This window comes from Hydrogenophaga sp. BPS33 (assembly GCF_009859475.1).
Lineage (GTDB): Bacteria > Pseudomonadota > Gammaproteobacteria > Burkholderiales > Burkholderiaceae_C > Hydrogenophaga.
Genome location: NZ_CP044549.1, coordinates 1,186,569 through 1,213,140 on the forward strand (window position 1 = coordinate 1,186,569; position 26,572 = coordinate 1,213,140).

Here is a 26,572-nt window from a genome sequence, read left to right on the forward strand (position 1 = left end):
TCTCCTGGCGTGTAGTGGAATGGAAGTGGATCAGAAGGGGTAGTGGCGCGGCGTGGTCTGCAAAGTGATCCAGCGCAGCTCGGTGAAGGCCTCGATGCCGGCCTTGCCGCCGAAGCGTCCGTAGCCAGAGGCTTTGACGCCGCCGAATGGCATCTGTGCTTCGTCGTGCACCGTCGGGCCGTTCACGTGGCAGATGCCCGACTCGATGCGCTGCGCCACTTGCAGCGCGCGCGCCGCGTCGCGGCCGAACACCGCGGCGGACAGGCCATAGGGGTTGTCGTTGGCGCAGGCCACGGCCGCGTCCACGCCGCTCACGCGCACCACCGGTTTGACCGGGCCGAAGCTTTCTTCGTGGTAGATCTGCATCTCGCGCGTCACGTGGTCCAGCACGGTCGCGGGCATCAAGGTGTTCTCGGCCTTGCCGCCGCAGACCAGCGTGGCGCCCTTGGCCAGTGCGTCGTCGATCAGCGCGTTGCAGCGTTCGACCGTGCGCATGTCGACCACCGAGCCGAGTACGGTCGGCCCCTTGCGCGGGTCGCCCAGCGGCAGGCCCACGGCGCGCGCCGCGAGCTTGGCGACGAAGGCGTCGGCCACGCTGGCGTCGACCACGAGGCGTTCGGTGGACATGCAGATCTGGCCCGAGTTGGCGAAGCTGCCGAAGATCGCGCCGTCCACCGCGGCGTCGAGGTCGGCGTCGTCCAGCACCACGAAGGGCGCCTTGCCGCCGAGTTCGAGCACCACCGGTTTGAGGTACTTGGCACAGGTTTGCGCGATGAGCTTGCCCACGCCGGTGGAGCCGGTGAAGTTCACGCGGCGCACGGCCGGGTGCGCCACCATCGCTTCCACCACGGCGGCTGCGTCGGCTGGTGCGTTGGTGACGAAGTTCACCACGCCGGGCGGAAAGCCCGCATCGTGCAGCGCGTCGATGATCAGGCCGTGCGTGGCCGGGCACAGCTCGGAACCTTTGAGCACCACCGTGTTGCCGCACGCCAGCGGCGTGGCGATGGCACGCACCGCCAGGATGACCGGCGCGTTCCACGGTGCGATGCCCAGCACCACGCCGGCGGGCACGCGCAGGCCCATGGCAAGGCTGCCCGGCACGTCCGACGGAATCACCTCGCCGCTGATCTGCGTGGTGATGGCGGCCGCTTCCTGCAGCATGCCGGCGGCCAGGTGCACGTTGAAGCCGGCCCAGGGCGCGGCCGCGCCGGTCTCGCCGGCCATGGCGGCGGTGAACTGCGCGGCGCGCGCTTCGAGCGCGGTGGCGGCCTTGAGCAGCAGCGCGCGCCGCGCGCCCGGGCCGGTGGCCGACCAGGCGGGGAAGGCCGCGGCGGCGGCTTCCACCGCGCGCACGGCGTCCTGTTCGGTCGCGGCTGGCGCACGCGTGGCCACCTGGCCGTCGAGCGGGTTGCGCCGCTCGAAGGTCTTGCCCGATTCGGCGACGGCTTTTTCACCACCGATCAGCATGCGGATGTCGTTCAACAGTTTCTCCTTGGGGGTTTCGACACGGGTCAACGACTGAAAGCCGTATTTGTTCATGCTCACGAACTGTCCCACCGCGGGGTGGGGCAGGAACTTGGTGCGGCAATCGAGCACGGCGGGCAAGCCGGAGTCGATCGCGCGCTGCAGCGCGGCGGCGATGTCGCCGGCGCGCGTGACCACCTCGCCATGGCAGCCGAAGCCGCGTGCGATCGCGGCGTAGTCGGTGTCTTCCAGCGCGGTGGCCATCTCGAAATCCAGGCCGGCTTTCTGGCCCATGCGGATCACGCCCCAGGCCGCGTTGTTGTGGATCACGTTGATCACCGGCAGGCGGTAGCGCCGGGCCGTGTCCAGCTCGTTGAGCGTGAAGCCGAATGCGCCGTCGCCTGTGATGTTGAGCACGGTCTGGTGCGGGAACTGCGACTTCAGCGCGATCGCCGCCGGCAAGCCGTAGCCCAGGTGCGCCATGCCCGGTTCGTGGAAGCGCGTGCGCACGCCGTGCACGGGCGTGAGGTCGTTGCTCCAGAACGTGGTGTGGCCGCCGTCGAAAACCGCGAGTGCGTCGGCGGGCATGGCGTCGCCGATGGCCTTGGCCAGCGCCGCCGGGTGCATGGTCTCTTCGGTGTCGGCGGCCATCAGCGCCAGCTTGCGTTCGTAGCGGGCGCGCACCGCGCGCGCTTCGGCCAGCCAGGTGTTGTCGGGCGGTGGCTCGTCACCGAGCGCGGCGAGCAGGTCGCGCAGGGCTTCGCCCGCGTCGGCCTGCATGGCCACCTCGTGGACCGCCGCGCTACCCAGCGCGGTCGGGTCGATGTTGATGTTGATGAGCCGGTGGTGCCGCCGGGCCAACGCGCCGCGCTCGTCCCACATCCACGAAGACCAGCGGCAGCCGATGCTCACGATCACGTCGGCGCGCTCGAACGCCACCTTTACCGCTTCGCCCGCGATGATGCCGCCGTGGCCAATGAAGTGCGGGCTGTCCGAAGGCACCACGCCCAGCGCCATCTGGGTCGGCACCACGGGTGCGTTCAAACGTTGCGCCAGCGCGCGCAGTGCGTGGGTTGCACCGGCCGCGACCACGCCGCCACCGCCGACGATGAGCGGGCGTTTGGCGCCCCGCAACAAGGTAACGGCTGCGTCTACCAGGGAAGACGCCGGGCGCGGGCCCACCGTGGCTCTGTAGCGCTGCGGCGCGAGTTCGAACTCGTCGGCGGCAAAGGCGTGCACCTCGCCCAGCACATCTTGTGGAATGTCCAGATGCACCGGGCCGGGCCGTCCGCCCAGGGCTTCGCGGAACGCGCGCCGCGCCAGCTCGGGTATGCGCCGTGCGTCGTTGACCACGGCGTTCCATTTGGTCAATGGCCTGGTCACCGCCACCGTGTCCATGTCCATGAAAAAGCCGACGTGCGGATACGAACTGGCGCGGTGCTGGTTGGTCGTGATGGCCAGCAACGGCAGGTTGTTGTTGAACGCTGAGCCCAGGCCCGACGCCATGTTGAGACCCCCCGGCCCCAGTTCACCCACCGCGACGGCCATCTTGCCAGTGCCGGCGTGCAAGGCGGCGGCCATCATCGGCCCCGCAGCTTCGTGGCGCACGCCGATGAAGCGGATGCGCGGCTCGCGGCTGAGCGCGTGGAACAGCGGCGAGAGCTTGCCGCCCACGATGCCGAACACCGTGTCCACGCCCTCGGCCAGCAGCACCTGCACGAGCGCTTGTGCGCCGGTGAGGCGCAACGGCGGGCGCTGCGTGGCGGGCGCCTGCACGGGCGGGGCTTCGGGGGGCGGGTTGCGGGTCATGAAGAGCTCGGGTCGTTCGTTCGAGGTGCGGATGATGCGTGTCCATGGCGCACAAAGCGATGGACGATTCGGCCCGAACCTTGTAGTTTTCCGGCATCCGGTGACAATCGCTCGCCATGAGCGCCTCTCCCTTGTTGCTGGTCCCCTTCCGCGAAGTCCGGCACGATCAGCCGGACGATTGCCTGCACTACGAATCCGTCGCCGTGCGCGGCGCGGAGATGGACTGGACGATTCCGGCGCACCGGCACGAGGGTTTGCACCAGTTCCAATTCCTTGAGAAAGGGCACGTGCGCGGCACCATCGATGGCAGCGACTTCGACGCGGAGGCGCCCGTGCTGCTCATGCTCGCGCCCGGCTCGGTGCACGGCTTCACCTACACGCCCGATACCGTGGGCCACCAGGTGACGGTGCCCACCTCGACCCTGCGGCAACTGCTGGGTGGCTCGAACCTGGCCGACACCGAACTGGCCACCTCCTGCGTATTGCCCGGACTCGAAGGCGATGGCATGGCCGACAGCCAGAGCCTGTTCACGCAAGTGGCGCAGGAGTTCCGCGCCCAGAGCCCGGGCCGCGTGCACGCTTTGCTTGCTTGCGCCACGCTGCTGGCGGTGCAGTTTCTTCGGCGCCGGGGCGAGCAGTTTCGGCGCGAGCGCGGGCAAGGTGCGCGCGACGCGCTGCTGCAGCGCTACCGCGGCCTGGTCGAGCAGCACTACCGAGAACACCGGCCGCTGTCGTTCTATGCCGAGGCGCTCGGGGTCACGCCCGATCACCTCAGCCGCACCTGCCGCAGCGCGACGAAACAATCGGCGCTGCACATTCTGCACGAGCGGCTGATGCTGGAGGCGCGCCGCCTGCTGGCCTATTCCTCGATGCCGGTCACCGAGGTGGCGTTGCAACTCGGCTACGACGACGCGGCCTACTTCAGCAAGTTCTTCAACCGCAGCGTGGGCCACACGCCGTCGGAATACCGGGCCTTGGTGGCCAGCGGTGTGCGTGGCGGGATGGCGCCGTGAGCACGAACCGCACCCGGTCGCGAACACCGTCGCCGCGCACGGTGGTGGTCGATCCCGAGCGCCGGCGCCTGTCGTGGGCGCTGTTGGGGTCGGCGGTTTTCCATGCGTTGCTGATGAGCCTGGTGTTGAGCGGGCAGGGCAACGGCCCGCCTGGGTTTTCCTTTCTCTGGCAGGAGCGGCGTGGCGAGTTGCCCGCGCTGCGGGTCGTGTTGCAGCCCGCGCCCTCGGCGCCAGCGGCGGCAGCGGCCGCGGGCGCGGCACCGTCCGCACCGGTTACGGCGGCTCGCGAAACCCCGGTGAATCCTGCGCCGTCCCGGGCCGCACGGACACCCATGCCAACACCATTGGCATCGGCGCAACGGCCCTCCTCCGCGCCTCCCGCGCCTCCTGTGCGATCGGTGGTGAAGAAGCCCGTGGTGCCCCAGGCCGTACCGATCCCGACACCGGCGCCGACACCGACACCGACACCGGCACCGGCACCGGCACCGGCTCCCGCGCCGCTGCCCGTTCCCGAGACCACGGTCGCCGCTGCACCGACCGTGGCGCCGTCCGATGCGGCCATGGAGCAGGCGCGGCAGGCGCAACAAGCGCTGGCCGCGCAACGGCTATTGCGAGAAGCCCAGGCGTTGCAGGCCGCCGAGCAGCGCCTGCAGGAGGCGCAACGGCAGGAGGCCCTGCGTGCGGAGGCGGCCCGTGTCGAGGCCGCGCGGGCAGAGGCTGCGCGAGAGGCATCCGCTCGCCTGGAGGCCTTGCGCGCCGAGGCCGCACGCGAGGCGGCGGCCCAGGCGCTCGCGATCCAGCAAGAGGCGGTGCGCCAGGAAGCGGCGCGGGCCGACATCGCGCGCCTGGAAGTCGAGCGCCGGGAGGCGGCTCAGCGCCTGGCCGCGCAGCAGGCGGCCGAAGCGCAGGAGGCCGAACGCCGCGAGGCGGCGCGCGTCGAAGCGCAGCGTCAGGCCCAAGCGCAGCAGGCGCAAGCACGACAGGCGTTGGAAGCGGAGCGCGAAGCCGCCGCGCGCGCCGAAGAGCTTCGCCGGCAAGAAGCGGCGCGCCAGGCGGCCGCGCAGGAGGAAGCCGCGCGCCAAGCGGCGCAAAGACAGGAAGCTGCACGGCAGGAAGCCGCACGCGCCGAGGCCGCACGGTTGGAAGCCGAACAGCGATGGGCCGCGGCCCAGCATGAGGCAGCGCGGCAGGCCGCCGCACAAGCTGCCGCCGCGCATGCCGAGGCCGTGCAGTTGGAAGTCGAACGCATGGCGGCGGCCCAGCAGGAAGCCGCCCGAATGGCGGAAACAGGACGCCTGGAGGCCGAGCGGCAGGCCGCCGCACGGCTAGAAGCCGCCGAGCGAGCCGAAGCCGAACGGCAGGCACGCGAACGGCAAATCGCGGCGCAGCAGGAAGCCGATCGCCAAGCTGCCGAGCAACAAGCGGCTCAGCAAGCAGCGGCCCAGCAAGCAGCGGCCCAGCAAGCCGCCGCGCTGCAGGCCGCCGAAGCCGCTGGCCGTGCCGAAACCGGGCCTCAGGCTGCCCCGCAGGGCGCTGGTGCACCGGCGCCTGGATCGCCGCAAGCCGGCGCGGCGCAGGCCAGTGCTGCGTCACCGTCCACGCGTTCGGACGCGGCGGGCTCCGAAGCGGCCCGACGCGAAGCCGAGCGGCTGGCCCACGAAGCCCTGCGCGAAGAACGCCTGCGCGCGATTGGCCGGCAACTGAACGAAGAGGCCGATCGGCGCCGCGAGGCCGAGGCGGCGGCCGCGCGCGAGACGCCGCCGCAGTACTGGCAGACCCTGCGCCGGGGCCGCATCTTCGGCTACACCGACGCGAGCGAAGAGCTCGTGCGCTACGCGCAGGCCTTTGCCTACAAGGTCCAGCAGAACATGACCTTCGAACTGGTGCGCGAGGCCGCGAAGCAGCGGCACCAGAGCCCGGTGGTGACGGTGTCCATCCGCGCCGATGGCACGGTGGAGTCGGTGCGCTTCGTGGTGCCCAGCGGCGTGGCCGAGATCGACGAGGCCATTCGCGAGATCGTACGCAGCCAGGCCAACTACCCGGCGTTCTCGCCCGCGCTGGCACGCGAGTTCGACGTGGTCGAAATCCGCCGCACCTGGAGTTTTGATACTTCCATCCGCCTGCACTGAGCTTGGCGGAACCCCGCCGTTCGGCCGGTTACGCAGTGAGCGTTGCAGCATGCCGTGCTGCCTGTGCAAGGTGCCTGCCCTCATAAGGAGTCGATACATGATCGATGCCAATCGCCCAGCAACACCCAACGCTGGACCGGCATACGCCAGTACAGCATCGAATGACGATGGCAACGTGCAAGCGCTCAATCAAAAAATTTCGCTGGTCTTTCTTGCGAAAGACATTGAAACCTCGTTGAAGCATTTGTCCCATCGCGCCGCCTACATCGCCGATTTTCAGCAGCGCATTGCCGACGCTCAGCGCACCCTGGAGGCGGGAACCCCCAGCGCACAAACGCTCGCGCGAATCGACGGCTTGGTCATAGAAGTCCGAAAACTCCTGGAATCGGAGCGCACGCAGGGACCTGATCTGGTCGACAGAGCCAACAACCTTCGGGCAACGCTCACGGAACTGTCTCAATGGAAGCACCAGCTTCCCATCTGGGGGAACAACGTTGGTGAATGCCTGAAGATGCTGGATATTCCTCCGCTGACTGCGGGGACGCTGCTCATGCTTGAAGAGTGCGTTGAGTCCGCCAAGGACGAACTGCGCAGGGTGCGTGCGCGGTGAGAAATCTGCAATGCAATACACAGGAGTTTTATCATGACGAACACCGTATCTTCAACGACGCCAGCGGCTGCAACAGCCACCTCCACGGTCACCCGCAGCAGTGGAAAAAAGCCCACCGCAGAAGAGGTCCGTCTGGTGTTGGATGCCCAGTCCGTCAAAGACGCGATCGCGGATATTTCCAAACTCCAAGGGGAACTTGCCACGGAGGGAAAACGCTTGAACCAGCTCCTGGGAGACTTTCAGAAAGATCCCGAAAACAAAACGCTGCAGAAGGACATTCGGGAGTGCTTCATGAAAGTCGCGATGCTGCTCTTCTCAGATGCGAGCGTTGTCACCTCGAACCCTTCAACGGACATTGGGCAGCTTCGCACCAATGTGACGGACATTTTGAACACCTTGCAGGCGTGGTACGCCAGCAAGACGTAACGCCTCATCCTTTTTGGGCCAAGCTTGTCAAGCGCTCGCCCTGGATGGCCAGATCCTCGCTCTATGTGGACATGGTCAGGATCACATAGTTGATGAGCTTGGACGGCTGCAACAGCTCGATCTGTTCGACCTTGAGTTTCTTGTAGGGCGCCGTGGCCGAGGCCTGCGGCGTTGCAGCGGTCGTCCAATGCCTTCTGCGTTTTCCGTTCACCGGCAAGGGTGTTGGTGTAAGGTGCCGCCCCATGACCGACACCGATCCCCTCGAATGGGCCAAGGCCTTGTTCTTCGAAGGCAACGCCTTTTTCGAAGCCGACCAACTGAACGACGCCCGCCAATGCTTCGAGGCCGCGCTGGCGTTCGTCCCCGGGCGGCCTTCCATCCTCGCCAACCTCGGCGTGACGCTGTGCCGGTTGGGGCAGTGGTCCGATGCCGTGACCGCACTGCAGCAAGCCACGGCGGCCGACCCCGGGAACCGCGATGCCTGGGTGGCGCTTGGGCTCTCATACGAAGCCCTATCGCAGTGGGCCGATGCGGTGCGGTGTTTGCGGCAGGGCATTCGCCTGGGGGCGTCCACGCCCCCGCTGTGGCTGTCGCTCGCCATGTGCTTGTCGCACTTGGAGCAGCCCGCGGCGGCGCTGGACGCGCTCGACCGGGCGCTCGCGCTCGACCCGTCCCTGGCCGACGCCTGGAGCCACCGCGGCAGCCTGTTGCGCGAGCTCGGTCGCCACGCCGACGCTGCGCACTGCTTCGAAAAAGCCCTGGCCCACGGCGCTGACGAGGCGCTGCACCGCTTCTATCTGGCCTCGGTGCAGGGCGGCCAAGCCGCGCCGCCGCAGCCGCCCCACGCCTATGTGGAAGCCTTGTTCGACGACTACGCGGAAGGTTTCCAGACCCATCTGCTCGAGCAGCTGAAGTACCAGGCCCACAGCAGCTTGCTCGCGCCGCTGACGGGCCCAGGCCAGCGCTACGGGCTGGTGCTCGACCTGGGGTGCGGCACCGGCCTGTGCGGCCAGCTCGTCCGTGCGCACGCGGACGCGGTGGACGGCGTGGACCTTGCGCAGGCCATGGTGGAACAGGCGCGCGCCTCTGGGGTGTACCGCGAGGTGGTGCACGGCGAGCTGCTTGGCTTCTTGCAGACGCGAAGCGACCAGGCCGATCTCATCCTGGCGGCCGACGTGTTCATCTATGTGGGCGCGCTCGACGCGGTGTTCGCCGCCGTGCGCGAACGCCTCCAGCCGGGCGGCTGTTTTGCGTTTTCCGTCGAACTTGCCAGCGGGGAGCCGGGCCTGCAGCTGCGCCCCAGCCTGCGCTATGCCCACACCCCGGGCTACGTGGAGCAGGTCGCGCAGTCCCAAGGTTTTCGCGTGCGCCAGACCTGGCAGGCGCCCCTGCGCGAAGACCAGCAAAAGCCGGTGATGGGTTTGTATGTGCTGCTGGAGCCGGCGGACTGATTCCGTCTCAGCCGTGCCGCCGTGCCACCCAGCAGACCGCCCCTTCTGCGCCATACCGCTCGGCATACGGCACGTCGCGTTCGATTTCGAACGAGTCGCCCGCGCGCAATTGGCGGGTGAGGTCGCCCACGGTCAACCACATCTCGCCGCTGGCGACCACGGCCTTGGCCGCGAAGGGCTGGGCGTGCATGTCCCGGAAGGTGCGCGGTTCCCAGCGGTGCTCGAGCACTTCGTCGTAACCTTCCATCAAGGATTGGAGCCGAAAGGCTGAGAAGCTGGGCATGTTCATGGTGTGGCCATTGTGGTGCTTTGCGGCGACCGGTCAAGCGTTAGCATGCGGCCTTCTGTCGTCCTACAAAAGGCTCCTCTTCATGTCCCACGTGCTCTTGATCGTCGAACCCATCGGACAACGCGCCGCCCGCACCGCCGCCGAAGGGCGCGAGGTCTATGCGCGCATGACACGGTTCGGTGAGTCGCTGCAGGCGCGCGGCAAGCTGCTGGCCGCGCAGTCCCTGGCCTCCCAGGCCAACGCTGCCCGGGTGCAGACACGCGGCGGCCAGACCCAGGTGGTCGATGGGCCGTTCGCCGAAGCCAAGGAAATGATCGGTGGTTTTTTCCTGCTCAACTGCGCCAACCGGGCGGAGGCCCTGGAGATCGCCCGCGAATGCCCGGCGGCCGAGTGGGCCACGGTGGAGGTGCGCTCGCTCGGCCCCTGTTACGACTAGGGCCTGTTCACACTATTTTTCCAAGTGCGAAGGGGTTGAAAACAGCGCCAATCGAGGCGCGCGACGACGGCCAGACTGGGCGTCTGGCCTAGGAGTGCAACGAAGAGTGGCGCTGTTTTCAACCCCTTCCCTTCGGGTTGCGGCCCAAAAGGCCATGCGCCGCGTTGCGAAGCCTCGCCGGGCCACCGGCCCGTCTGCGTTTCGCGCCTTGCGCATGGCCTTTTGGATCCGCAACGCATCTTGGAAAAATAGTGTGAACATGCCCTAAAAAAGAGCGGCCGTTGTCGAAAGCCGCCCAGCTGAACCGTCGTGGGGGTGGCGACAACCGCTTTTTTCAGGAGACCCCCATGCGATTCATGATCATCGTCAAATCCTGCGACGAATTCGAAGCCGAGACCACACCCGCCCCCGACCCGCAGGTGATGGCCGAGATGGTGCGCTACCACGAGGAACTGGCCCAGGCCGGCGTGTTGCTCGATGGCAGCGGACTGCAGCCCAGCCGCAAGGGCTGGCGCGTGCACCATGGCGCCGATGGCGGCAAGCGCATCCTCGACGGGCCGTTCGCCGAGGCCAAGGAACTCATCGCCGGCTACACCCTGATCCAGGTGCGTTCGCGCGAAGAGGCGCTGGAATGGAGCCGGCGCTTTCCCAACCCGGCCGGCAAGGGCAAGGAAGCGGTCGTCGAGTTGCGCCAGCTCTACGAAATGGACGATTTCCCGCCCAGCCAGCCGCTCGAAGACTTCAAGAAGATCGACACCCTGATGGCCAAGAGCTGAGCTGCCGATCACCCCCAATCCCTTCCATTCACCCGCACACCAGGAACCACCATGAGCTTCAAACAGATCTTCGTCAACCTGCCGATCCAGGACATGGCCCGCTCGCAGGCCTTCTTCAAGTCCCTCGGCCTGAGCTTCAACCCGCAGTTCACCAACGAGCAAGGCGCCTGCCTCGAACTGGGCGAAAACTTCTTCGCGATGTTGCTGGTCGAGCCCTTCTTCCAGGGCTTCACCAAGCTGCCCATCTCGGACGCGAAGAAAGCCACCGAGGTGCTGATCGCGCTCTCGGTCGACAGCCGGGACGAGGTCGATCAAGTGGTGGCCAAGGCGGTCGCGGCGGGTGGCACCACCCCCAACGCGCCGCAGGACCACGGCTTCATGTACCAGCATGGCTTCGCCGACCTCGACGGCCACCAGTGGGAGGTGTGCTGGATGGACATGAGCGCAGCGCCCGCGCAGATGTAAATTCCCACCCATGCATTCCGGTGTCCACCAAGCCATCGCCACGGTCTGGCGTATCGAGTCCGCGCGCATCACGGCCAGTGTGGCGCGCGTGGTGCGCGACGTGGGCGTGGCCGAGGAACTCGCGCAGGACGCGCTGGTGGCCGCGCTGGAACATTGGCCCCAGGACGGTGTGCCCGACAACCCCGCGGCCTGGCTCATGATCACCGCCAAGCGCCGCGCGCTCGACCACCTGCGCCACCGGCAGATGGCCGACGACAAGCACGGCGGCATTGCCGCCGACATGGAAGCCCTGGGCACCACCCACGTGCCCGATTTCGTCGACGCGCTCGACGAAGCCCGCCAGGACGACATTGGCGACGACCTGCTGCGCCTGGTTTTCACCGCCTGCCACCCCGTGCTGTCGACCGACGCGCGCGTGGCGCTCACGCTCAAGCTGCTCGGCGGTCTCACCACACACGAGATCGCGCGCGCTTTTCTGGTGCCCGAAGCCACCATTGCGCAGCGCATCGTGCGGGCCAAGCGCACGCTCAGCGATGCCGGTGTGCCGTACGAGGTGCCGCGCGGCGATGCGCTGGGCGAGCGCCTGGCCTCGGTGCTGGAAGTGGTGTACCTGGTGTTCAACGAGGGCTACACCGCGACCAGCGGGGGCGACTGGATGCGCCCGGACCTGTGCAACGAAGCCCTGCGCCTGGGCCGCATGCTGGCCGGCATCGCGCCACAGCAGCCGGAGGTGCACGGCCTGCTGGCCTTGATGGAAATCCAGGCCTCGCGCACCGCGGCGCGCACCGATGCCGAGGGAACGCCGGTCTTGCTGGCCGAGCAGGACCGCAGCCGCTGGGACCACTTGCTGATCCGCCGAGGCCTGGCCGCGCTGGACCATGCGGACCTGCTCACCACCGAGCCCGGCGCCTACCACCTGCAAGCGGCCATCGCCGCGTGCCATGCGCGCGCGGGACGCGCCGACGCCACCGACTGGGCGCGCATCGCCGCTTTGTATGGTGAGTTGTTGAAGGTCTCGCCGTCACCCGTGGTGGAACTCAACCGCGCGGTGGCGGTGTCGATGAACGCCGGGCCGGCTGCGGGGTTGGTGCTGGTGGACGCGCTCATGAAGAACAAGGCGCTGCGCCAGTACCACTGGTTGCCCAGTGTGCGTGGCGATCTGCTGGCCAGGCTGGACCGCCGCGAGGAAGCCCGCGCCGAGTTCGAGCGCGCGGCCGAGCTGGCGAACAACGAGCGCGAGAAGACGTTTCTGATGGAGCGTGCTGCGGCGTTGCGCGGTTGACGTTCCCGTTTGGCCAACGATAGCCATGGCGCAGTTGATTGACGCTCTGCGGCGCTCGTGACGCGTTCTTTTTCGGATTAACCGAGCATCGCCGTAAGCCTCGATTCGATGTCGACCAGCGCCTCGAACCCATACTGTGTAGGGCGCCTCTCGTTGGGAGGGAGCTTGATGATGTTGCGGACCCTCGTTTGAAAGTCGCTGATCTGGTCTTTCGTTGCGCCGTCGGCCTGGATCCGCCTCTGAGCGCGGAGCTCGACCTGTTTGACGTACGCCTTCAGTTCGCCGTACCGGGGCGATCCACTTCAGCATCGGCTTGCATTCAGGATCGTCCAGGTGGCGGCTGAGCGAGGAAGCCGTTCCACGAGGCTCATCCGCGAGCTTCGCGGCGCTCTCGTGGGCTTCGCCGCCTTTGCAGTCGCCCAAACCCATATCGAGGTGCAGTTTTTGCGGCGTTTTCTCTCCGCAGATGGACGGGACCAATGGCGGGGCGCGGCTTCTGGTCGATGCCTTCAGGACCGATGTTCGCCGTCGTATTGGGTGATCAGCGGAACGGCGAATTCGATGGCTTCATCGAACTTCGGTACCGGGGTGAATTGCGCTGGATCGCCGACGCGCAGTGCTTCGGCGAACTCCAGTGCCTCTTCGTCCATCGTCAACCTCTGCGCGTCGGGAGCCCTGTTCACACCGTCACACAGCCGTTTCAGCACCTTGCCGTAGAAACCTCCATCTTCCGGCTCGCTCAGTTGCGCAAGCTCGTGCAGCTTTTGCAGCCGCCAGAGCATCTTTTCCCTCTGGGTGGGTGTGCTGTCGGTACTCAGACCTTCGGCGAGCAGCGAGGTGGCTTCGCGGGCGAAGGCCATCAGCACGAGTCGCTTCAACTGGCTTTCGTCGATGGCATCGCTCAGCAGCGCCTCGCGCAGTGCTCCGGTGGCACCGTTCTGGAGGTCTTGCGCCTTCGTCAGGGCGTTGCGAAAGTCTTGCAGCGTGACGCTGGAGACGAGCGTGCCGAGCAAGGCGCATTTGCCGGCCATCGTGCGCAGGCTGGTGAAGGGTTGCTGTGCCAACACCTGCGCGAGATGCGGGTCGGTCAGCGCGGCTTGCAGCTTCTGTTCGATTTGCTGTGCGTTCCCGCCGACCTGGGTTTCGTGCGTGGTCCTCAAGATGTCGCAGGCCTCGCGCAGCGGCAGTGTGAACAGCGCCTGCGCGTCGACCTGCTGCTGGACGTTGTGGGCCACCCAGCGGTGCCAGGCGGCAAGCCGATGGCAATGCGTGGCGTACGTCTGCACCGACGGGCTGCGGTCCAGCGTGTAGGCCTGTGCATGGGCCCAGGTGCTCTCTTGAAAACCGTCCGGTGTGGGGTCGAGCAGATACGCGATCGGTTCGGCCTTGGAGGGCAGACGGGTCGCGGCGTCTTGAATGGCTTGGGGCGAACCCCCCAGGAGCGCCTGCAAGAGGTTGTCGCGCAAGGTGGCCCGCTTCACGATGTCGGAAGGACCCTTGAAATGCGGTGGGCTGGCGTTGGAGATGCTGGAGGTGTTGGACGTGTTGTGCCGGCTGCGCGGGGTGCCCTGCGTGCCCGAGCTGAGCGGATTCAGGGCGGTGGTGTTGAGTGCCGGGACCGGCTGAGTGGTGCGAGGGGTGCGAGGGGAGAGCGGTATTGCCGTTGGCTTTGACATGAATGGAACTCCGCGGGAGTGGAAACGCAAGGGTGGCGCCCGGTTGCGGCGGCCGCGTTTTGAGAAACGAAGGCCCCCACGCAGTTCCTCGCGCGATGGGCGTTTCCCTGGAGCTCCCTTGTCGCTGGTGCTGCCCGGTGCTGCTCAGGACACGTCGTCGTCGGACCCGTCTTGCGTTGGCTGCGTTGCGATAGGCCGCCCGCTTTTCTGTTTGACGGACCTCTCTGCCTGGAGGCACAGCCGGTTCAGAATGAGGAAGTCCCAGCCATCGTCCGGCGTGGACGCCTGGTTCTTGCGCTGCACCATGAGTTGCGCGAGCAGGGTCTTTCTTTGGGGTTCGGAGAGCGGGTCGCCGAGGCGCTCGTCCGGCGCCGAGGTGACCTGATGGGCGAACGCCTTCCTCCACAAGCGTTTCAGGGCGTCGGTGGCGGGAGGGCTGTCGCTGAGAAGGGCTGCGCGCAGCTGGCGGGTCGCCTGGAGCTGCTCCGAAAGGGCGATCTCCACGGCGCTGCGAAACGCTTTCAAGCTGGCGGTGTCCTTGAGGTGCGTCTCCAGGATCGTGCACTTGTCCAGCATGGTCTGGATGTTGGTGAAGGGCTGCTCGGCCAGCGCCTGTGCCAGTTGGGGGTCTGCCAGCGCCGTTGCGATCCGGTGCGCGATGGTGTTGGCGTTTTCCTTCAATTGCACTTCGTGGGTGGTGCGCAGTGCATCGCAGATGGCCCACAGGCCAGGCGAAAAAACAGCGTGCATCATTTCTGTGCGCTGCCGAAGCACGTCGCGCACCCAGTGGTGCCAGACGGCGATCTGGCGGCAATGCACGACATAGGTCTGAATGGGGATGCGGAATGTCGAGAGATGGCCTTGTGCGGGCTTCCAGATGTGCTCCATAAACCGGTCGGGTATGGGGGCGGGAAATTGCCGCTCCAGGTGGTCGGTGGAAGAAAGCTCTTCCAGCAGAGACGACGCTTGCTCGCTATTGCCATGCTTGATGGCGTGGAGCAACAGGTCGCGCTGGCGGGCCGGGGCGAGCGCCGTTTCGTCCGAACTCTCTGGCGGGGGCGGCATCTGGAGTGCTTCGCGAAAGCTCATCGGCTCGTCGCGGGGTGAGTTGGGCGGGGCCACAAGCTCTGCGGACAGGCCCGCGAGCGCTGCGAGGAGGTCCACCTGTTCTTCGTCGGAGGACGTCGTCGACTCGCTGCCCACATGCGGCGGCGGTGCTTCGGGCTGAATGGGCGCGTGCGGACGCCGCAGGGTATCGCCCCGTGCGGAGCCGATCCCAGGGGGTGTCTGCGCGCTGCGGGCCCGCACGGGAATCGGGGTGGGGTCCGATGCCTGGGCTGGGGGTAGGGCACGCACGCCCGTGAATCCCATGTGCTCCGTGTGCGCGCGCGGGCGAATCCATTGGCTTCGCGCCGGGCCGTTGGAACCCGTGGCGATCGACTTGAGCGGCACGCGAATGGCAATGGAGACGAACGACGAGGTGCTCTTGACGGGCGCCGGATCGGACAGGGGAGTCGCTTGGGTTTTGCTCATGGAAGCGTTCCTGGGTCGGTGAAGGGAAGAGTGGGTAACGCGTTGGGCCTGCGTGTGCGGCGGTTTGTGTGTCAGGAGATCCCGCGACACGCATGGCGCTGCACGCCTGAGGGAGGCGAGTGAAATCCCTCATGGCGGGGTGCGCGGGTCAACGCCACACTGAGCCGCAATCACCGCTGCAACCTATGGACCACCAGGACGCTTTCGTACCCTTCCGGGGCTCCAGCCACGCTCCGCTGGATCCCGAGACCGAGGCCGACATCGTCGTCATCGGCGCAGGCCCTGCCGGTCTGGCCACGGCGGCCTGCCTGGTGCAGCGCGGCCACAGCCCCTGGGTGATCGAGCGGGCGCAGAACGTGGGCTCGTCCTGGCGCCACCACTACGAGCGCCTGCACCTGCACACCGTCAAGACGCATTCCGCTCTGCCGGGCATGCCGTTTCGGGACGAGGCGCCGCGCTACGTGTCGCGCCAGGGCGTGGTGGACTACCTGAGCGCTTACGCCCAGCGCTTTGGCATTGCGCCGACCCTGGGTGCCGAGGTGGGGGCGGTCGAGCCGCGGACGGGGCGCCCGGGCGCGCCGTGGCAGGTGGTGCTCGCGGGTGGGCGAGCCATCTCGGCCAACCACGTGGTGGTGGCCACGGGGGCGAACCGGTTGCCGGTCATGCCCGCGCTGCCAGGGCAGGACCGGTTCCAAGGCCGCGTGCTGCACAGCCGCAGCTACCGCAATGCCGCGCCCTTTGCCGGCCAGCGGGTGCTGGTGGTGGGCATGGGCAACACCGGCGCGGAGATCGCCCTGGACCTGACCGAGCAGGGCATGCGCACGGCGCTGTCGGTGCGCTCGCCGGTCAACATCGTGCGCCGCGACGTGCTGGGCCGGCCCACCCAGCTCTCCAGCCTTCTGCTCGCCCGGTTGCCACCGGCCTTGGGCGACGCACTGGCCACCTTGCTGCGCGACATCACCGTGGGCGACCTCGGCCGCTACGGCTTGCGCACCGCCTCCATATCGCCCTTGCGCCAGCTGCGCAAAGAAGGCAAGACGCCGATGATCGACATCGGCACGGTGGCGCGCATCCAGAGCGGTGAGATCGCGGTCTACCCCGGCGTGCAGGCGCTGACGCGCGATGGGGTTCGCTTCAGCGACGGTCGCGAGCATCCGTTCGATGCGGTGCTGCTGGCCACCGGGTACGAAGCCGCATTGCCCGCGTTGTTCCCCTACACCGCGCTGCCGCTCGACGAACGCGGCATGCCGCCGCAAGCCATCGGTGAAGGTGCGCTCGACGGTCTGTACTTCGTGGGTTTCGACGTGCGCCAGCCAGGCGGGCTGCTGCGCTCCATCGCACAGCAGGCCGAACGCGTGGCCGAGCGGATTTCCCTGCGCCAGGCGCAAGCCCCCAGAACCCGCGATGGCGTTGCACGCTGAATGGAAAGGCTGGAACCATGTTGACCTTGTTGCTGCTCGTGACCTGTATCGGTTTGGCTCTGATGGGCGGCGTGTTCTTCGCGTTTTCCAGTTTCGTGATGAAGGCGCTGGGCCAGTTGCCCACGGCCAGTGCGGTGGCGGCCATGCAACGCATCAACGTGGTGGTGCTCAACCCGTTGTTCCTTTGCGCGTTCATGGGCACCGCGCTGCTGGCGGGGGCCTGCGTGGTGGTGGCGGTGATGATTCGCGCCGAGCCGCGCGCGCCATGGGTGCTGGCCGCAGGGCTCTTCTACCTGGTGGGCACCTTTGGCGTCACCATGGTCTTCAACGTGCCGCGCAACAACCGCCTGGCTTCGCTCGCGCCCGAGTCGGCGCAGGCCGAGGCGGTCTGGCACGAATACCTGCGCGACTGGACGCGCTGGAACCATGTGCGCACGGTGGCCGCGTTGGCCGGAGCCGTCTGTGCGCTGATGGGGCAGATGCCCTGAAGTGTTTCCGCTGGGTTCGGCAGCGCGCCGATGTCAATGGGGCAGGCTGTTGGCGTAGCGGATTTGCGTTCTGACCCAATCGAGCGCCGCCAACTCCAGAGGAAACGCATCGGCACGTTCTGGCGCCGCATGGTATGCGTGCACGGTCTCGATGGCATTCAGCATGCTCGGGAGTTCCTCCCAGAAAGTGCCCGCACTGACGTAGTCAACGGCGATGGACGTGGTCTGCTTGGCGTACTCCACCCGTGCGAGCGCGGCGATCTCCTGGGGGGCCAGCGTGTCTTCCAGCAATTCCTTTCGAAGCAACGCGGACGCGTTCTTCTGCATCTCCCGCGCCGACTCGGCCAATTTCCGGAATGCGATCACGATGCCTGCGTGGTCGTCGTTGATGGCCGCCAGGACCGTGCATTTGACCATCAGCATTCTCAGGCCGATGCTCGGTTGCGTGGCAAGCTACCGCACCGGGTCCGGGCCCTCTTCCAGCTGCAAGAGCAAGGAGGTCAGCAAGGACGCGCGCTTCAGAATCTCGTCCGCGTCGTCCAGAACACAATTCACTGACCACTCCGAGACGCTGCGGATGTCGGGACCCCGAGAAGCCGGGGGTCTGGCGGCGCTCGATGCCGGGCCACGCGCCGTCGCGCTGGGAAAGCGCATGTGCCGTGCTGGTGTGGGTGGCACGGTCTGGCTTCGTGTGAACCGGCTTCGTGGCTGGGCCGCCAAGCCGCTTTGCGATGCGCCCAGGCCGGGCCCCGGAACCTCCGAGCGGGGCGACGAAGCCGATGTCAAGGGTTTGCGTGTGACGCCGTCGTTTTGCATGTTTGTGTCCTGGGTCAGGTTTCCGTGGGCTGGGTGTGTGTCTTGCGCATCCAGTTCAAGATGCTGTCGAGCGCGGCCTGTTCAACGCGGTACTGCCCTGAGGGGTCTTCGGCATAGTGGGCGAGCACCTCTCGCAAGGCCTGCAGCGTCGAAGCAAATGGCGCTTCGTTGGCGCTGGGACCATTGGTGGCTGCGGACGTCATCTGCCCCGCGTAGACCAGCAAGGCGAGCGAGGCGACCTTTTCCTTGTCGAAGGGGGATTGGAGAAGCGCGCTTCGCAGCAATGCGGGTGCCTCCCTTTGCCGCTTCTGCGCCTCTTCGATCTTGCGCTGAAGGTCGATCACCAGGTGTCCGTGAGCGTGGCTCAGGCTCAGGAATTGCACGCAGGTCCGGCGCATCTCCGCCAGGCTGGCATAGGGCTGTATGGCGAGGTCGGTCACAAAGTCCCGGCCCACCAAGGTCATGGCGCTGGTGATCCACTGCGCCAGATCATCGGCCTGGAATGTCAGTTGCGGCACATCTGCGCCGCTGAGGGACTGGCAGAGGTGTCGCACTTCGGGTGCGTACCACCGCTCGATCTGCTCGTTGGGAATGGTCGAGAGATCGGCCGTCAGCTGGGCTTGATCCCCCGACGCCAGGGGCTTCCTTTTGGGGAGGGTTTGCAATGTGGGACCTGCCGTGACCAGGTCTTTCGCCGAACGGAGCTGCCTTGGGCTCTTCTTCGGCAGCGACAGGTTGTGCGGAAGGCGGGTGTCGCGTATTTGCCGCGCCACCCATTGCAGCGCCACTTGTTGGGCACCGAAGTCAGGTCCCTTCTGCTGGTATTCCCCGGCCACCGCCTGGATGCGCGCGTCCATGGCGCGGACCTGGCTCCAGAGGGCGCCCTCGCTGACGAAGTCGACGGGCGCGGACGTCATCTGCTTGGCGTATTCGACCAGGGCGAGCTCGGCCACCTTCTCGGGCTGGAAGGTCTCGCGGCAAAGCTCGTCCTGCATGCGCTGGGACACGGTCCGCTGTTGCTCGAACGCCTGGCGCAGCTGCGATAGAAGGATGTGGACCATGTCCCTGTGCATGGTGTGCGTGGCGAGGAGCAAGCACTTCAGCACCAGCATTCCCACATGGGCAAAAGGCTGCCGGGCGAACTCGGCGACCAGCCGGTCGGGATCGTGCGGGCCATTGGCAGCCTGGATGAGCAGCACCAGCTCGCTCGCACGGTGTTTCAGAGCCAGTTCATGGGTGTCTCTGAGCGCCAGGCACAGCGCCCGGACCTGCGGCGCGTAGGTTTTCTCGCGTTGCGCCTGGGGCAAGGCGTGGTACGCACTGTCCACGCTCTGTGCATGCATTGCGCGTGTGCGGGCGTCATCGACAAAGCGCAACAGCAGTCGGCTTTGGACAGTCTGGTGGTGGTCGTCGTATTGCTGGGCCTTGATCCGGAGAGCCGCAGGGTGGGTATTGTGGGGTTGGGGTAGAAGGTAGAGGCTCAGGTCCGGGCAATCGGTTGGGATCGTGTTCAGCAGGTCATGGGTCCAGGAAGCGTCATCGCGCTCCAATGCGCTGAAGAGGTCTACGCACAACACACCGCGTTGCCGGATCACGGTGGGGGATTCGAGCTGCGTCCTGAACCGATCGACCGTGGCGTCGCCTGTCACCCACTCGGGAATCTTCCGTGTTCGGGGCCCTGGGGTCGATGCAGGAGCAGCTTGGGCGCTCGATACCTCTTCGACCGTGTCCACCAAGGTGCGCGTATCCATGGGGTTCGGCGCACGTGGCGCCGAAAAGGCTGTCTCGCCCTTGTGGGGCGTCGGGCTGAACTGGCCGCGATGTCTGCCCCCTGCGCCGCTCGCGGTGGTGGGTAAAGTCGATGTCGGCGTTTCGACGGCCCCCGGGGTGGATGCGCTTCGGAGGTGCTTGCGTTTGGAGAACGTCAGGGGTCTGGGGGACGTTTTGGGTTGCATGCTGGGATCGGACACGGGCTACTTCCTTTTTTCGAACAGGGGTGTGTCTGCGCGGCTCGGCCCTATGGGCCTGGACGCAGGCGAATACGAGGAGGGGAGCGGGCGCCGGCCTCAGTGCGGCAGGCGGGCGGTTTGGACGATCTGCTGAAACACCGCGTAGAGCGCGTGCTTCTCGACGGTGGTGTCTTCCGATTCAAGGAGGGATTCGTACACCGTTTGCATGCGATCCCGCATGCGCTCAACCTGTCCCCAGGTGGCGCCGGCGCTGACGAAGTCGACCGGCAAGGACGTCATCCGCTTCGCGTATTCCATCATTGCGAGCACTTCGACGTCTTGGATGTTGCTGTGCTTCTTCAGCAGTTCTTGCTGGAGGCGCCGGGAGACACGGCTCTGGACCGTGATGGCCGTCGACAGGCTTGCGCGGAACGCGGCCAGGACCTTTTTGTCGACGACCTTCTCAAGCACATTGCACTGGATCTGCACCGTCTTCAGGTTGGCGAAGGGCTGTGCGGCGAGTTCGTCGTCGAGGTCTTCGGCGTTCAGGGCTTCCTGCATCAGCGCCTGAAAGCGTGGCCCTTGGGAGCGCAGATCCTCCGTGGCAGTGTCCCGCAGCGCGAGGCACAGTTCCCGGACCTGCGGCGCGTAGACCTGGTCGAGTTCCGCGTCGTTGAACGCGCTCAGATCGGTTTGCACACGGTCGGCCGCCTTCGCGCGATCGAGGGCGTCCAGGGTGTAGCGCACCAGGCGTGCGTTGCCGGGATGCTCGCGGTTGTACTGGTGCGCCGCCTTGTGGAGCATTTCGCAGACTCGCACTTCGATGGCCTGGCCTGCGGGCGGAAAGTAGCGGTTCAGGTGCGTGATGTCGGACGGTATGTCTTGCAGAAGCTGGCTGATCGTGCTGGCGTCGCGCGCGATCAGCGCGAAGACCAATTCGTTGCGCTGTGCTTCCCGCCTCAGCACGGTGGTGGGGTTGCTCCAGAGGTCATCCGCTTCGCTGGCATGGGCCGACCACTCCAGGATTTCGCGGGTTCGCGGTCCCTCGGTGGCCTGGCGGGACTTGGCCAAGCGCAACCCCACCGGGACATCCGACCATTCATAAGCTTTCCACTCCTGGGTGATCCAGTCCAGCATCTGTTTGCATTCGCGGTCCAGTTGTCCCCAAATCTCGCCAGCGGCCGCGCGCAGTTGCTTGGCCAGTGCCGAGGTTTTCTGAAGATCGGCGGAGTCGACCTCGCCGAATCCCAGGTAGAGATGCAATTTCGCGGGTCCGATGGTGTCGTGGTCCTGGTTCTCGGCGACCAGTGCCCTCAGGCTTGTCTCGGCCTGCGCGGCATGTGGGCCGATGGGCCTTGTCAGCGCCGCGAGCAGGTCGATACGGTGCGCTTCGATGCGGTCACTCGTGAATTGCGCCTCCCCCTCCTCTTCTTCGTCTTGCGTGGCGGTCACAGCCTCGGTCATCTGGCTCATGGGTCTTATCGACTCGAAGCGGGCTCTGGCCAGGCCATCCAAGGGGCGCGGCGCCGCCTGGCTGCGCTCTGCGGCCCCGGTTCCAGAAGCCTGTGGCTTCAGCGACGAATCGCCCTGGGTCGGCTGGGCCAGCGGCTTGGGTGGAGAGGTGGCGGGACCGAGTGGCGAAGACGACATGGGGCACTTTCTGTTTGAAGGGTGGGGAGTGTTTGATTGCAGGCGCGGTTGCCCTCGGAGCGTGCGCGTGCGCTGGCACGGCGAGCCCCTCTGTAACGGGGGCTGATTTCTTGGTTCCTACCCCTTGGCGGACCCGGTTTTGGGGGCCTTGGCGCCATTCAAGTCGAGGTGTGGAGCACCGATGTCAATGGCAGGCTCTGTTTCCAACGCTCCACGAGGTACCGACCATGTTTCAACTTTCTCAACGACCCATTCGCACCCAGTTGACCGCGTTGTTGGCAGTGGCTGTGATGTTCCTGGTGTCTGTCGCGGGCGTGGGGGCGTGGGCCCTGATGCGCAGTGCGTCGATCGCCAGCACCAGCAACGACGTGCACGTGCCGCGCCAGCGCGCCAGCAACGAGCTTCTGCAGGCGGTGAGCGCGCGCGCCATTGCCGCTCGCAACCTGGTTCTCGCTGTCGATCCGGCGGTGCGCGATGTCGAACTGGCCAAGATCAAGCAGGCGCACGAGGCCACGCAGGCTGCGGTGAAGCAACTCCAGGCGCTGACCGCCGACGCGGGCGCCGAGGACCGGCAACTGGTGGGCGCCGTGGTCGCCGCCGAAGCCGAGTACGGTCCGGTGGCGCTGAAGATCACCGGCGTGGCCGCCGGTGGTGCATCGCAGCAAGCGGCGACCATGATCATCGAAGAGTGCCGACCCTTGCTGGAAAAGCTGGAAAAGGCGGTGGCCGCTCTCCTGACCCACGAGGCGGCACAAACACAAGCGGACCACGACGGCTTGATGGCCGACACCAGCGCGGCCATCTCCTGGGTGGCCGCCCTGGGTGTTGGTGCGCTGGTGTTGCTGGTGTGGTTGGGCTTTGTCATCACGCGCGGCCTGGTGGGCAGCAGCCGGGCGGCGCTGCAGGCGGTGGAGAAGATGGCGGCGGGTGACATGTCCCTGCGGCTGCAGGCGACAGGCGAAAGTGAGCCTCAGCGCGTGTTGCGCTCGCTCGACGGCATGGCCACGCGGCTGCGCGAAGTGCTGGGCACGGTGCGCAGCGCCTCCGACCAGATCGCCACCGCGAGCGAAGAGGTGGCCAAGGGATCGCTGGACCTGTCCTCGCGCACCGAGCAGGCTGCGAGCAACCTGGAGGAAACCGCAGCCAGCATGGAGCAGATGACGGCCACCGTGCAGCAATCGAGCAACTCGGCACGCCAGGCCAACCAATTGGCCGGCGAGTCGGCCGATGTGGCGCGGCGCGGTGGCGATGTGGTGAACCAGGTGGTGCAGACCATGGGTGACATCAGCAAGTCGTCCGGGCGCATCGGCGAGATCATCGGTGTGATCGATGGCATCGCGTTCCAGACCAACATCCTCGCCCTCAACGCGGCCGTGGAGGCTGCGCGCGCGGGCGAGCAGGGCCGCGGCTTCGCGGTGGTGGCGGGCGAGGTGCGCAACCTCGCGCAGCGCAGCGCGCAGGCGGCCAAGGAGATCAAGCAACTGATCGAGGACTCGAACCAGCAGGTCAGCGGCGGCACGCGCCTGGTGCAGGAAGCGGGCGGCACCATTGCCGAGGTGGTGGACAACGCGCGGCGCGTGAGCAGCATCGTGAGCGAGATCATGGCTTCGAGCACCGAGCAGGCCGATGGCGTGACGCAGATCAACGTCGCCGTGACCCAGCTCGACCACATGACGCAACAGAATGCGGCACTGGTGGAGCAGACCTCGGCCGCTGCCGAGAGCCTGAAGGAGCAAGCGCGCCAGCTGTCGTCGGCGGTGTCCGTGTTCCGTCTGACGGCCTGACCTATGCCTTCTTCCTCGTGCGCTTGTGCTGCGTCGGCCAGGCCTGCATGCGGAAGGCCTCGACCAGGAAGTCGATCAGCAGGCGCACCTTGGCGGGCATGAATTTGCGCGACGGATAGACCACGGATACCACGAGTTCGATCGAGCGGTATTCGGGCATCAGCTCCACCAGCGCGCCGGCCTGCAGATCGGGCCCCACCAGGAACGAGGGTTGCAGCACGATGGCTTGGTGGCGCAGTGCGGCGAGGCGGCAAGTGTCGCCGTTGTTGCTGCGCAGGCGGGGCGCGATCTTCACCGTCACCGGCCCTTGCGGTCCGGTGAACACCCAGTTCTCGCCCATGGAGAACAGGCTGTAGCTCACCACCGCGTGTTGCGCCAGTCCCGAGGGATGTCGGGGCGTGCCGTGCCGGCGCAGATAGGTGGGTGAGGCGCACAACACCATGCGCGTGCGGGCCAGCGGACGGCTCACTAGGCTGGAGTCGGGCAGGGTGGCGATGCGCACCGCCAGATCGAAACCTTCTTCCACCAGGTCGACCACGCGGTCCGACAAGCTCACGTCCAGGGTGAGCCGGGGGTGTTGGGACATGAAGGCCATCCACAGCGGCGCGAGGTGCAAGATGCCGAAGGTGACCGGCGCATTCACACGCAGCACGCCGACCGCCTCGCCGCTGCGCGAGGTGATCTCCGCTTCGGCTTCTTCGACCGTGGCCAGCACCTCTTTGCAACGCGCATGAAAGACCTCGCCTTCGGGCGTCAGGGAGAGCCGCCGCGTGGTGCGGTTGAGCAGCCTCACACCCAGGTGCGCTTCCAGGTCGGCCACGTGCCGCGACACCGCGGCCTTCGACATGGGCAAGGCATCGGCGGCGGCGACGAAGCTGCCCACGTCAACCACGGTGGCAAACACGCGCATGGCTTCCAGTCGGTCCATTTGTCTCTCTAGGTGGAACAGTTTGTCTCATTGAAACATCTTTATTCCGGAATCTGGAACTTTTAAAGTTTCAGCCATCGACAGGAGAGCCTCATGACCACGACGACGACCACCACCACCACCACCCGCATGCCCACGCTGTTCGTGTCGCACGGCGCACCCACTTTCGCGCTCGACCCCGGCCTGGCCGGGCCGAAGTTGCAGGCGCTCGGCCGCGCCTTGCCCAAGCCGGCCGCCGTGCTGATCGTCTCGCCCCACTGGATGACGCGCGGTGCGCGCGTGGGCCTGTCTGCCCAACCCGAGACCATCCACGACTTCGGCGGTTTTCCCCAGCCGCTGTACGAGATCGCCTATCCCGCGCCCGGCCATGCCGCGCTGGCGCAGCGTGCGTTGGACGTGTTGCAACAGGCCGGCTGGAGCGCGCAAGGCGAGGCCCAACGCGGCCTGGACCACGGCGCCTGGGTGCCGCTGCTGTACCTGTTTCCGAACGCGGACGTGCCGGTGTTCCAGGTGTCGCTGCCCATGGGCCTGGACGCGCAGGGTGCCTGGAACTTCGGGCAGGCGCTCGCGCCGCTGCGCGACGAAGGTGTGCTGGTGATCGGCTCGGGCAGTCTCACGCACAACCTGTACGAGTTCCGCAGCGGCCATGGCAACGACGCGGCCTACGCCACCGCGTTCACCGCCTGGGTGCGCGAAGCCGTGCAACAGGGCGACAGCGCGCGCTTGCGCCGCACGCTGGACGACGCGCCGCATGCGCAGCGCGCCCACCCGACCACCGAGCACTTCCTGCCTCTGCTGGTGGCGGCTGGTGCGGCGGGCGAGGGGGCTACCGCCGAGGTGATCGACGGTGGCATTGCGCACGGCGTGCTGTCGATGGACAGCTTCGTGTTGGGCGCACCGAGCGCGGTCTGAGGCGGCTTTGCGGCGCGCCGCGCGTTGGGTACATGGGGTGGCTGGTGGCGGTCCCTGCGCCGCGCAAGCCCGCCGGGCATGCTGCCACGGGCCTGTCACACGACGGCCCTCCAATCGGGTGCATGACCACCGTCGACCTGATCTATTTCAATGCGGGCGGCGGCCACCGCGCATCGGCACTGGCGCTGCAGGCCGTGTTGCGCGAGCGGCAGCCCGACTGGCAAGTGCGTCTGGTCAACCTGTTCGAGGTGCTCGACCCGCAAGGCAAGTTCCAGAAGATGACGGGCAGCGCGCCCGAGGATTGGTACAACAAGCGCCTGGCGCGTGGCTGGACCATCGGCATGGCGCAGGAGCTCAAGCTGCTGCAAGGCATGATCCGCATGGCGCACCCCATGTTGCTGCGGCGGCTGCAGCGGCATTGGCTGCGCACCGAGCCCGATCTGGTGGTGTCGCTGGTGCCCAACTTCAACCGCTCGATGTGCCAGAGCCTGGCCTCGGCCTTGCCCGGCGTGCCTTACACCACCGTGCTCACCGATCTGGCCGACGTGCCGCCGCACTTCTGGATCGAACGCGGTCAGCGCCAGCACGTCGTCTGCGGCACGCCGCGCGCGGTGGAACAGGCGCTGGCACTGGGCCACCCACCCGAACGCGTGCACGCCACCTCGGGCATGATCATCCGGCCCGAGTTCTACGAGCCCCAGGCGCTGGACCGCGCGCGGGAACTGCGTCGCCGGGGCTTCGACCCGTCCCGGCCCATCGGCATCGTGATGTTCGGTGGCCACGGCTCCAAGGCCATGCTGGGCATTGCCGAGCGCCTGGGTGCGACCACGCAGCTGATCCTGGTCTGCGGCCACAACAAGGCCCTGGCCGCGCGGCTGCAGGCGCTGCCGCGCGGCGCGCCTCGGCTGGTGCTCGGTTTCAGCACGGAGGTGTCGCGCACCATGCGGCTGGCCGACTTCTTCATCGGAAAACCGGGCCCCGGCAGCCTGAGCGAGGCGGTGCAACAAGGCCTGCCGGTGATCGTGGTCGACAACGCCTGGACCATGCCGCAGGAGCGCTACAACGCGCACTGGGTGCGCGACAACGGCCTGGGCATCGTGGCGCGCAGCTACCGCCGCATTCCCGAAGCGGTGGCGTGCTTGTTGGGTGAGCTGGAGCGCTACCGCGAACGGGTGCGCCGGGTGGAGAACCGGGCGCTGTTCGAAATCCCCGTGCTGCTCGAACGCATCCTGGACGAGGCCCAGGCTGTGGCGCCGATGCTCTGA

General features: G+C 67.0%; 23 protein-coding genes and 1 pseudogene. 14 read left to right on the top strand and 10 right to left on the bottom strand.

The window, feature by feature from the left end; translation table 11 throughout:
- Nucleotides 1-30: 30 nt before the first annotated feature.
- A complete protein-coding gene (locus F9K07_RS05635) occupies nucleotides 31-1,482 on the bottom strand; it encodes an aldehyde dehydrogenase family protein (RefSeq protein ID WP_159596829.1) in 1,452 nt (483 codons plus the stop codon).
- 114 nt (nucleotides 1,483-1,596) lie between these two features.
- Nucleotides 1,597-3,273, bottom strand: a pseudogene (locus F9K07_RS05640) (thiamine pyrophosphate-binding protein); the annotation flags it as partial.
- Nucleotides 3,274-3,389: 116 nt separating this feature from the next.
- Between F9K07_RS05640 and F9K07_RS05645 the strand changes: the two are divergent.
- From F9K07_RS05645 to F9K07_RS05660, 4 genes are all read left to right on the top strand, one after another.
- Entirely contained in the window at nucleotides 3,390-4,286 is an 897-nt protein-coding gene (locus F9K07_RS05645; RefSeq protein WP_159590213.1) for an AraC family transcriptional regulator, read from the top strand.
- Nucleotides 4,283-6,415 (top strand): TonB C-terminal domain-containing protein, encoded by a 2,133-nt coding sequence (locus tag F9K07_RS05650; protein ID WP_159590215.1) that lies wholly within the window; start codon nucleotides 4,283-4,285, stop codon nucleotides 6,413-6,415. Before F9K07_RS05645 ends, F9K07_RS05650 begins: the two co-directional genes overlap by 4 nt.
- A 97-nt stretch (nucleotides 6,416-6,512) precedes the next feature.
- Nucleotides 6,513-7,025: a hypothetical protein gene (locus F9K07_RS05655; protein WP_159590217.1), complete on the top strand. Its 513-nt coding sequence runs from the start codon at nucleotides 6,513-6,515 to the stop codon at nucleotides 7,023-7,025.
- A gap of 33 nt (nucleotides 7,026-7,058) precedes the next feature.
- Nucleotides 7,059-7,451 carry a hypothetical protein gene (locus F9K07_RS05660; RefSeq protein WP_159590219.1) on the top strand — a complete coding sequence of 131 codons (393 nt, stop codon included), beginning with the start codon at nucleotides 7,059-7,061 and terminating at the stop codon, nucleotides 7,449-7,451.
- A 61-nt stretch (nucleotides 7,452-7,512) separates the two neighbouring features.
- On the opposite strand, the gene F9K07_RS05665 is transcribed toward F9K07_RS05660, so the two are convergent.
- The gene (locus tag F9K07_RS05665; RefSeq protein ID WP_159590221.1) at nucleotides 7,513-7,695 is read right to left on the bottom strand and encodes a hypothetical protein; all 183 of its coding nucleotides are present in this window, start codon (nucleotides 7,693-7,695) and stop codon (nucleotides 7,513-7,515) included.
- On the opposite strand from F9K07_RS05665, the gene F9K07_RS05670 reads away from it, so the two are divergent.
- Nucleotides 7,694-8,902, top strand: coding sequence for a tetratricopeptide repeat protein (locus tag F9K07_RS05670; protein WP_159590223.1), 1,209 nt, complete (start codon nucleotides 7,694-7,696; stop codon nucleotides 8,900-8,902). The genes F9K07_RS05665 and F9K07_RS05670 overlap by 2 nt on opposite strands.
- A gap of 7 nt (nucleotides 8,903-8,909) precedes the next feature.
- Here the strand turns inward: F9K07_RS05670 and F9K07_RS05675 are convergent, their stop codons facing one another.
- On the bottom strand, nucleotides 8,910-9,191 hold the full coding sequence (locus F9K07_RS05675) for an AraC family transcriptional regulator (protein WP_201451516.1): 282 nt from the start codon (nucleotides 9,189-9,191) through the stop codon (nucleotides 8,910-8,912).
- Nucleotides 9,192-9,273: 82 nt separating this feature from the next.
- Between F9K07_RS05675 and F9K07_RS05680 the strand changes: the two genes are divergently transcribed.
- The 4 genes from F9K07_RS05680 to F9K07_RS05695 all read left to right on the top strand — a co-directional run bounded on the left by F9K07_RS05680 (nucleotide 9,274) and on the right by F9K07_RS05695 (nucleotide 12,150).
- The gene (locus F9K07_RS05680; protein ID WP_159590225.1) at nucleotides 9,274-9,627 is read left to right on the top strand and encodes a YciI family protein; all 354 of its coding nucleotides are present in this window, start codon (nucleotides 9,274-9,276) and stop codon (nucleotides 9,625-9,627) included.
- A gap of 347 nt (nucleotides 9,628-9,974) precedes the next feature.
- A complete protein-coding gene (locus F9K07_RS05685) occupies nucleotides 9,975-10,403 on the top strand; it encodes a YciI family protein (protein WP_159590227.1) in 429 nt (142 codons plus the stop codon).
- A gap of 51 nt (nucleotides 10,404-10,454) precedes the next feature.
- A complete protein-coding gene (locus F9K07_RS05690) occupies nucleotides 10,455-10,868 on the top strand; it encodes a VOC family protein (RefSeq protein WP_159590229.1) in 414 nt (137 codons plus the stop codon).
- A gap of 10 nt (nucleotides 10,869-10,878) precedes the next feature.
- Nucleotides 10,879-12,150: an RNA polymerase sigma factor gene (locus tag F9K07_RS05695; protein ID WP_159590231.1), complete on the top strand. Its 1,272-nt coding sequence runs from the start codon at nucleotides 10,879-10,881 to the stop codon at nucleotides 12,148-12,150.
- Between the two features lie 509 nt (nucleotides 12,151-12,659).
- On the opposite strand, the gene F9K07_RS05700 is transcribed toward F9K07_RS05695, so the two are convergent.
- Both F9K07_RS05700 and F9K07_RS05705 read right to left on the bottom strand, forming a co-directional pair.
- Nucleotides 12,660-13,826, bottom strand: coding sequence for a hypothetical protein (locus tag F9K07_RS05700; RefSeq protein WP_159590233.1), 1,167 nt, complete (start codon nucleotides 13,824-13,826; stop codon nucleotides 12,660-12,662).
- A gap of 144 nt (nucleotides 13,827-13,970) precedes the next feature.
- The gene (locus F9K07_RS05705; protein WP_159590235.1) at nucleotides 13,971-15,359 is read right to left on the bottom strand and encodes a hypothetical protein; all 1,389 of its coding nucleotides are present in this window, start codon (nucleotides 15,357-15,359) and stop codon (nucleotides 13,971-13,973) included.
- Nucleotides 15,360-15,544: 185 nt separating this feature from the next.
- Between F9K07_RS05705 and F9K07_RS05710 the strand changes: the two genes are divergently transcribed.
- Together F9K07_RS05710 and F9K07_RS05715 are read left to right on the top strand one after the other, a co-directional pair.
- Nucleotides 15,545-16,780 carry a flavin-containing monooxygenase gene (locus tag F9K07_RS05710; protein ID WP_159590236.1) on the top strand — a complete coding sequence of 412 codons (1,236 nt, stop codon included), beginning with the start codon at nucleotides 15,545-15,547 and terminating at the stop codon, nucleotides 16,778-16,780.
- Nucleotides 16,781-16,797: 17 nt separating this feature from the next.
- Nucleotides 16,798-17,268 (top strand): anthrone oxygenase family protein, encoded by a 471-nt coding sequence (locus tag F9K07_RS05715; protein WP_159590238.1) that lies wholly within the window; start codon nucleotides 16,798-16,800, stop codon nucleotides 17,266-17,268.
- A gap of 33 nt (nucleotides 17,269-17,301) precedes the next feature.
- Here F9K07_RS05715 and F9K07_RS05720 read toward each other — a convergent pair whose 3' ends face one another.
- The 3 genes from F9K07_RS05720 to F9K07_RS05730 all read right to left on the bottom strand — a co-directional run bounded on the left by F9K07_RS05720 (nucleotide 17,302) and on the right by F9K07_RS05730 (nucleotide 21,683).
- The gene (locus tag F9K07_RS05720; RefSeq protein WP_159590240.1) at nucleotides 17,302-17,691 is read right to left on the bottom strand and encodes a hypothetical protein; all 390 of its coding nucleotides are present in this window, start codon (nucleotides 17,689-17,691) and stop codon (nucleotides 17,302-17,304) included.
- Between the two features lie 407 nt (nucleotides 17,692-18,098).
- Nucleotides 18,099-19,835, bottom strand: coding sequence for a hypothetical protein (locus F9K07_RS05725; protein ID WP_159590242.1), 1,737 nt, complete (start codon nucleotides 19,833-19,835; stop codon nucleotides 18,099-18,101).
- A gap of 315 nt (nucleotides 19,836-20,150) precedes the next feature.
- A complete protein-coding gene (locus F9K07_RS05730) occupies nucleotides 20,151-21,683 on the bottom strand; it encodes a hypothetical protein (protein ID WP_159590244.1) in 1,533 nt (510 codons plus the stop codon).
- Between the two features lie 227 nt (nucleotides 21,684-21,910).
- Here F9K07_RS05730 and F9K07_RS32175 point away from each other — a divergent pair, with 227 nt between their 5' ends.
- The gene (locus F9K07_RS32175) at nucleotides 21,911-23,467 is read left to right on the top strand and encodes a methyl-accepting chemotaxis protein (protein ID WP_159590245.1); all 1,557 of its coding nucleotides are present in this window, start codon (nucleotides 21,911-21,913) and stop codon (nucleotides 23,465-23,467) included.
- A gap of 1 nt (nucleotide 23,468) precedes the next feature.
- Here the strand turns inward: F9K07_RS32175 and F9K07_RS05740 are convergent, their stop codons facing one another.
- The gene (locus F9K07_RS05740; protein WP_159590247.1) at nucleotides 23,469-24,395 is read right to left on the bottom strand and encodes a LysR family transcriptional regulator; all 927 of its coding nucleotides are present in this window, start codon (nucleotides 24,393-24,395) and stop codon (nucleotides 23,469-23,471) included.
- Between the two features lie 93 nt (nucleotides 24,396-24,488).
- On the opposite strand from F9K07_RS05740, the gene F9K07_RS05745 reads away from it, so the two are divergent.
- Nucleotides 24,489-25,307: a dioxygenase family protein gene (locus F9K07_RS05745; RefSeq protein ID WP_201451517.1), complete on the top strand. Its 819-nt coding sequence runs from the start codon at nucleotides 24,489-24,491 to the stop codon at nucleotides 25,305-25,307.
- A gap of 122 nt (nucleotides 25,308-25,429) precedes the next feature.
- Complete coding sequence (locus F9K07_RS05750; protein WP_159590249.1) at nucleotides 25,430-26,572, top strand: glycosyltransferase; 1,143 nt, start codon at nucleotides 25,430-25,432, stop codon at nucleotides 26,570-26,572.